Genomic DNA, 6,062 nt, shown 5'->3' on the forward strand with positions numbered 1-6,062 from the left:
TGCCTCAAGACCCGCTCAATCTACGACGAACACAAGGCCTGGGCTCACCACAGCACAGCAGCCGCTTGACATTTTGAATCCTGGGATGTCTGCCGAGAACCGGGCTGACGCGCCGCTACCGTCGCGTCCAACGATCATTGGCGCCATCGCCCCGATCGATGACGGCGTGCGTGACGACAGAGACGTGATCATCCACCAGCTGCCGTAGCTCGACGACGGGGAGCAATGATCAGAACCTGTGGATGGTCCTCGCCGCTGACAAGGGTCACGATCGTCATCTCACAAGACCCGCTTGATTCCTCTCGGCATGACGCATGCTGTTATGGGTATATGATGGTTGCCATGGCACGAGCAGCGACGACGTCGGACGTCTTCAACGCGATCGCTGAGCCGCAGCGCCGAGAGATCCTGGTACTGCTGCAGGCGGGTGAGCGGCCGGTGACCGAGTTGGCGCAGGAGCTGGGGATGACCCAGCCGGGGGCGTCCAAACACCTGCGGGTGCTCCGGGAGGTCGGGCTGGTGCGGGACCGCAAGGCAGGCAAGCAGCGCCTGTACGGCCTTGACGCCCGCGGGCTGCGACCGATTCACGAGTGGATCGGCGGGTTCGAGCGGTTCTGGAACGAGAGCTTCGACCGGCTGGACGCGTACGTGCAGGACCTCAAGCAGGCAAGGCAGGAGGAGTAGCTGATGAGCGCGACGGGACGAGGAGCGCCGGCGCAGTCCGCGACGGCCGACCGCGAGATCGTGATCTCCCGGGTCATCAATGCCCCACGGGAGCTGGTGTTCGAGGCGTTCACCGAGGTGCGGCACCTGTCGCGGTGGTGGGGACCGGAGGGGTTCACCACCACCACGCGGGCGTTCGAGTTCCGCGTCGGCGGGGAGTGGGACTTCGTGATGCACGGACCGGACGGGACGGACTACCAGGAGTGGATCTCCTGGAACGAGATCGCCCCGCCGGAGCGGATCGCGCTACTGCACGGTGAGTCCCGCGGCGACCCGAACGCCTTCGAGTCGGTCTTGACGTTCGCGCCCGACGGTGTGGCGACCCGGATCGAGATGCGCACGGTTTTCCCCACCAAGGAGCTGCGCGACGAGGCGGTCGAGAAGTACCACGCGATCGAGGGCGGCCAGCAGACCCTGAGCAACCTGGCGGCCTACGTCACCGAGATCGTTCGGAAGGGAGTTGAGGGCTGATGGCCGGGAAGGTGTTCTTCAGCGTGTCGATGTCGCTGGACGGGTTCATCGCGCCCGAGTCCCTCGAGGACTTGATGGGGCAGCAGTGGATGGAACTGCAGCAGTGGATCTTCCCGCAGCGGTTCATCCGGGAGAACCTGAAGCTCGGCGAGGGCGGCGCGGAGGGGCGCGACAACGACATCGTGCGGGAGACGTTCGAGCGCGCCGGCGCGAGCGTGATGGGCAAGCGCATGTTCGACGCCGGCGAGCAGGCGTGGCCGGAGGAGGCACCGTTCCATACGCCGGTCTTCGTCGTGACGCACGAGAAGCGTGACCCCTGGGAGCGGCCGGGCGGGACCACCTTCCACTTCGTCAACGACGGCATCGAGCCCGCGCTCGACCAGGCCCGCGAGGCCGCCGGCGACCGGGACGTCCGCATCGCGGGCGGCGGCGCAACGATCCTGGAGTACGTGAACGCCGGCCTGATCGACGAGTTCTCGATCGCGCTCTCACCCGTGCTGTTCGGCTCCGGAATCCGCCTGTTCGAGGGCGTGGACGCGGGCCGCGTGGCCCTGGAGCCAGTCCGCGCAGAGCCGACGCAACGGGTGACCCACCTGACCTACGCAGTCCGGGAGCGGTAACTGTCTCGACCTCAGCGCTCCCCGCCGAGGTCAGCAGCGCGGTGAGATCCCCGACGCTCTGAGCGTCAGGAAGGGCGAGCGTTCGGGCCGCGATCTCGGCCGCGCGCTCCTCCGGGAGGGACCTCACGGCGTTGTTGTGGAACTTCCTCGCCAGCTCCTCGTCGGACACGGGTTGCCGAGGCCGCCGCGGTTGACCTCGACGCGGGCCTCGAGTTCCTCGGCCGTGCGGGTGGTCACGCGCAGGACGGCGGGGAAGGCGTGCGAGAACGACGCGCTGCAGCGCTCGTCCTCGACGCAGCGCACCAGGGCGGCCACGGCGAGGCGGCGGGGGTCACGGGCGGCGGCGGCGCGGCGACCGTGTAGGGGCCGCTGAACGCCGCGTGGTACCCGGAGGCCGGCCGTGCCTTGGCCTCGGGTGGCTCGGCGATCGTGCGCAGGACGGGCTTGCGCCGCGACCATAACACCGAGAAAGAAGGCGCCAGCTCAGCCGTCAGGGTAGTGCGCAGGTCGCAGAAGCGTCCGCCTCAGCACGACGGCGCATTTCGCCACTCGGCGGACGCCAACGCATCCGGATTTGCCGCCGTCCGTACATGCTGACTGATCAAGAGCGGCCACGGTCGGTAGGTGGCCTGAGTCGAGCGGGCATCCTGAACTGCCGATGAGCGGTCGCCGCGACATGCGCATCCTGCGTGCGTCGGTCGGGCGCACGTGCTGTGCGGGTAGGACCGGGTGGAGGATTAGTGGGCAATCGCACCCGGCGACCTGAGGGACCTCTGAAGAGGTTGCTCGACCTCCGATGAGTTCCAGCACGGTCCCGGGTCTTAGGCACATCCACCCTCCGCGCGCGAATCTGGAGGCACCTTGAAGCTCTTGCTTACGTCAGGCGGCGTCACGAACCCAAGCATCCACTCGGCGCTCGTGCAGCTCCTCGGCAAGCCGATCGCCGAGTGCCACGCCCTCTGCGTCCCGACAGCACAATGGGGTCACCCGATGTGCGGTCCGAAATCGGTGCGGGGCTTCGTAGCCGCCGAGCCCGTGTTTCAGTACCTGTCCGGCCTGGGTTGGGCGTCGCTCGGTGTCCTCGAGCTCACCGCACTGCCCACCATCGGCGCGGAGCGATGGGTCTCCTGGGTCCGGGAGGCCAACGTTCTCCTGGTCGACGGCGGCGACGCGACGTACCTGTGCCACTGGATGCGGGAGTCCGGGCTGGCCGATCTGCTGCCATCGCTGCCCGACATGGTCTGGGTGGGAGTGAGTGCCGGAAGCATGGTGATGACGCCCCGGATCGGAACGTACTTCGTCGAGTGGCCGTCCGCACCGGACGACCGCACCCTGGGAGTCGTCGACTTCTCGATCTTCCCGCACCTGGACGCTTTCCCAACAAACACCCTGGCCGACGCAGAGCGGTGGGCCGCCGAAATCGGTGTCCCGGCCTACGCCATCGACGAACAGACGGCCATCAAGGTCGTCGACGGCTCGGTCGAGGTGGTCTCCGAAGGGCAATGGAAGAAGTTCGGGTCATAGCCGCCCGGCATCCGTGACGTCGCGTCGTTGGACGTGACCCATCGACTTGCAGCATTTCCGAGAGCGCCTGCCCATGTCGCAGGTCGCGTGCGCTCTCGGATCTGCCGCCGACTGTGCGCGGATCTGCCGATGAGCGCGCACGTGATCATGGCGGAGGCCCGGCGTCGAAGTGATCAAACGGCCGATGGCCGGCGGCGCCGGATTCGGGACGTGCTCCGCTGAACGACGTTGCTCGGCTGATGGCGTTCCGAGGGTGTGGATCAGCGGCGTTCGGCCAGCTCGGCGAGCCGGTCGAGCGAGGCCCGCAGCTTGTCCGCCGTGGTCGCTCTTGCGTGCGGGATGCGCTTCTCATCCGTGAGTTGTGTCCAGTCGTAGGTGTGCGTCACGCGCGTGTGTGATGCGTCGATCGGCTCGAGTACCCACCGCCACAGATGCCCGGGTGTCGGCTGGCCTGGCTCGCTTGGTCGCCACGCGATGCGGCGCTGCTCGACGAACTCGACCACATGGTTCTCGCGGACGCTGCCTGTCGTGATCGTCATGATGAAGACGTCACCGACGGCATGGACTCGCTGCCCGGAAAGCGCCTCGGACAAGTTGTCGTTGCCGTCCCAGCGGGGCTGCTGTGACGGATCGGCGATGAGTTCGAAGATCTCCGCAGCCGTCGCGGCAATATCACGGCTGGCGGTGACGACATGCTCGGATTCATGGAGGCGGGTCACCTTCCCATCGAAGCACGCGACAACCGATTGGTCACCCTCGGGCGTCCTGTCATGGCACCCCTTTGTGTCAAGACACCGCTCGGAGGGCGGGTTTAGGTTGGGTGGTGGCGGGTCCGGGAAGTGGCTTGTCCGAAGGGCCGATGTCCGGGGTCAGGTCGGTCACGCTGGGTTGCAGAGTCGTCCCCGAGTGCCCTCCCGGATCCGCCGCCTGCCGTTGTTGTTGGTCTGCGAGCATGCGGGTGTAGACGACGTTGGACAGTCGCCGTTTTAGCGCCCGCATGGCTTCCATGGAGGTCTTCCCGGCGGCTTTCTTCGTGTCGAAGTAGGCGCGGCCTTCGGTGCGGTTGCGTAGCTGGACCACGGCCATGATGTGCAGTGTCCGGTTGATCCGCCGGTTGCCGGCGCGGGAGAGCCGGTGACGCTTCTGGTCGCCGGAGGAGGCGTCGAGCGGGGCGGTGCCGTTGCAGGACGCGAACCGGTTGCGGTCGGCGAAGCGGCGGATGTCGCCGACGTCTGCCAGCAGCCGGGCTGCACCTGACGGGCCAATGCCGTGCAGGTCCATCAGGGTGCAGCCGCGGACGATCACCAGCTTTTTGAGGTCCTTCTCCGCAGCCTTGATCTTCTTGTCGATGCTCTCAAGTTCACCGATCAGCTCGACGGCGAGGCGGCGTCTGGTCTTGCCCACGATGTCGCGGGGTTTGATGCTCGCGATCAGCGCACGTGCCTGCCGGGCGGACAGGAATTGCTTTGCCCCGCCTGGGAAAAGTTCCAGCAGCAGCCGGTGCAGCCGGTTGATGGTCTGCGTCCTGGCGCGGCCCAAGCTCGTCGCGGCGGTCGACCAGCATCCCCATCACCTGCAGGTCCGGGTCGAGCTGGACCTGCACCAGGTTCGGCGAACGCAGTGCCACCATCGCGACCGAGTGCGCATCCACCGGGTCGGTCTTGCGGCCGTTGCCAGTGGCGAACACCCGCACCTGCGCAGACAGCTTCGCGGGCACGTCGAGCACCGTCTCACCGTCATGCAGCAGGCGGTGGGCGATGTGCTTGCCGATGCCGTTGCACCCCTCGACCGCCCACACCCGATCGGTGTACCTGCGGCTGGCGGCGAGCATCTGCGCGTAGCCGGTCTTGTCGGTGCCGTACCTGGCCACTGCGAGCACCCGGGCGCGTTCGTCGACAACCTCGATGGTCGCTGAGCGCTTGTGCGGGTCCATCCCGATGATCACCGACATCGGCGCCTCCCCTTGACTGAACTGGATGAGTTGTCAGCAAGGAGGGCACCGCTACTTCGAGCAGAACAAACCCCTTTTCAGCCTCTCCTCGCGCGGTGCCCGGCGAGACCGCAGGCCATGAGAGAGCCACACCAATGACACCGGTGGGCAGCCGCAATGTGGGAGCGTCTCGCCGAGCACCTGGACCGAGTCTGGCCGGACACCGATCCTGCGCAAAGTCTCTAAGTAGCCGCGAGTCGGACGTCTTCGATTCCGACGCTCAGTCAGGTCGACGTGCGGCAGTCGCACGCTGGTACGAGGCGGAAGATGATACCGGGGAGTGACGTGGAGCCGCGCGATCTCCTTCTAGCGTCGTGCGCATGAAGAGGATCCTTGCCGCTGTCGGAATGCTGTTCGGGCTCTACCTGATTGTTCGTGCTGCTGTCGAGCCGTTCGTGATCAACATGAAGGATCCGGCCGACTACCGGTCGGATTGGGGCGGCCCGAGCCTGGCCGGCGTACTAGCGGTCCACTGTGGACCGGGAATTGTCTCAGCGGTACTGATCGGGCTAAAAATCCGTTCATGGGGGCGCCGGCGGGCGATGCTCAGCCAGGGCGACCGGTGACGTGGGCATGTCGAGGTGGCGCTGATTCCCCGGCGATCCGGTAGAGCCGTCCCCTCGCCGCGGTGCACTCATTTGCCGCTGACCGTGCGTCCGGCACCGCCCTGTCGTGTCGAGAACAGTGCGTCCGATCTTGAGACGTGCAAAGACGTGCAAAGCTTCGTGGGTGAC

9 protein-coding genes are annotated in these 6,062 nt (G+C 66.7%); 5 read left to right on the forward strand and 4 right to left on the reverse strand.

All coding sequences use genetic code 11. The features are described from left to right. The first annotated feature begins 342 nt into the window (after nucleotides 1-342). Genes ACWD5O_RS36760 through ACWD5O_RS36770 form a run of 3 tightly spaced genes read left to right on the forward strand, consistent with a single transcriptional unit; the run spans nucleotide 343 to nucleotide 1,814 of the window. Nucleotides 343-684, forward strand: coding sequence for an ArsR/SmtB family transcription factor (locus ACWD5O_RS36760; RefSeq protein ID WP_450088134.1), 342 nt, complete (start codon nucleotides 343-345; stop codon nucleotides 682-684). 3 nt (nucleotides 685-687) lie between these two features. Continuing rightward, complete coding sequence (locus tag ACWD5O_RS36765) at nucleotides 688-1,194, forward strand: SRPBCC family protein (RefSeq protein ID WP_449941722.1); 507 nt, start codon at nucleotides 688-690, stop codon at nucleotides 1,192-1,194. Continuing rightward, on the forward strand, nucleotides 1,194-1,814 hold the full coding sequence (locus tag ACWD5O_RS36770) for a dihydrofolate reductase family protein (RefSeq protein ID WP_354968813.1): 621 nt from the start codon (nucleotides 1,194-1,196) through the stop codon (nucleotides 1,812-1,814). The genes ACWD5O_RS36765 and ACWD5O_RS36770 overlap by 1 nt, the downstream gene beginning before the upstream one ends. 123 nt (nucleotides 1,815-1,937) lie before the next feature. On the opposite strand, the gene ACWD5O_RS36775 is transcribed toward ACWD5O_RS36770, so the two are convergent. Beyond that, nucleotides 1,938-2,129, reverse strand: coding sequence for a hypothetical protein (locus ACWD5O_RS36775; protein WP_354968814.1), 192 nt, complete (start codon nucleotides 2,127-2,129; stop codon nucleotides 1,938-1,940). A gap of 546 nt (nucleotides 2,130-2,675) precedes the next feature. On the opposite strand from ACWD5O_RS36775, the gene ACWD5O_RS36780 reads away from it, so the two are divergent. Continuing rightward, nucleotides 2,676-3,338 (forward strand): Type 1 glutamine amidotransferase-like domain-containing protein, encoded by a 663-nt coding sequence (locus tag ACWD5O_RS36780; protein ID WP_450088135.1) that lies wholly within the window; start codon nucleotides 2,676-2,678, stop codon nucleotides 3,336-3,338. 260 nt (nucleotides 3,339-3,598) lie between these two features. Here the strand turns inward: ACWD5O_RS36780 and ACWD5O_RS36785 are convergent, their stop codons facing one another. The 3 genes from ACWD5O_RS36785 to ACWD5O_RS36795 form a co-directional block, all read right to left on the reverse strand. After that, on the reverse strand, nucleotides 3,599-4,057 hold the full coding sequence (locus ACWD5O_RS36785; protein ID WP_354968215.1) for an SRPBCC family protein: 459 nt from the start codon (nucleotides 4,055-4,057) through the stop codon (nucleotides 3,599-3,601). A 67-nt stretch (nucleotides 4,058-4,124) separates the two neighbouring features. After that, entirely contained in the window at nucleotides 4,125-4,742 is a 618-nt protein-coding gene (locus tag ACWD5O_RS36790) for a transposase (RefSeq protein ID WP_450088136.1), read from the reverse strand. After that, a complete protein-coding gene (locus ACWD5O_RS36795) occupies nucleotides 4,699-5,289 on the reverse strand; it encodes an IS110 family transposase (RefSeq protein WP_450088137.1) in 591 nt (196 codons plus the stop codon). Before ACWD5O_RS36795 ends, ACWD5O_RS36790 begins: the two co-directional genes overlap by 44 nt. A gap of 359 nt (nucleotides 5,290-5,648) precedes the next feature. Between ACWD5O_RS36795 and ACWD5O_RS36800 the strand changes: the two genes are divergently transcribed. Further along, complete coding sequence (locus ACWD5O_RS36800) at nucleotides 5,649-5,894, forward strand: hypothetical protein (protein ID WP_354968217.1); 246 nt, start codon at nucleotides 5,649-5,651, stop codon at nucleotides 5,892-5,894. Nucleotides 5,895-6,062 lie beyond the last annotated feature (168 nt).

The organism is Micromonospora sp. NPDC005161 (genome assembly GCF_053599855.1).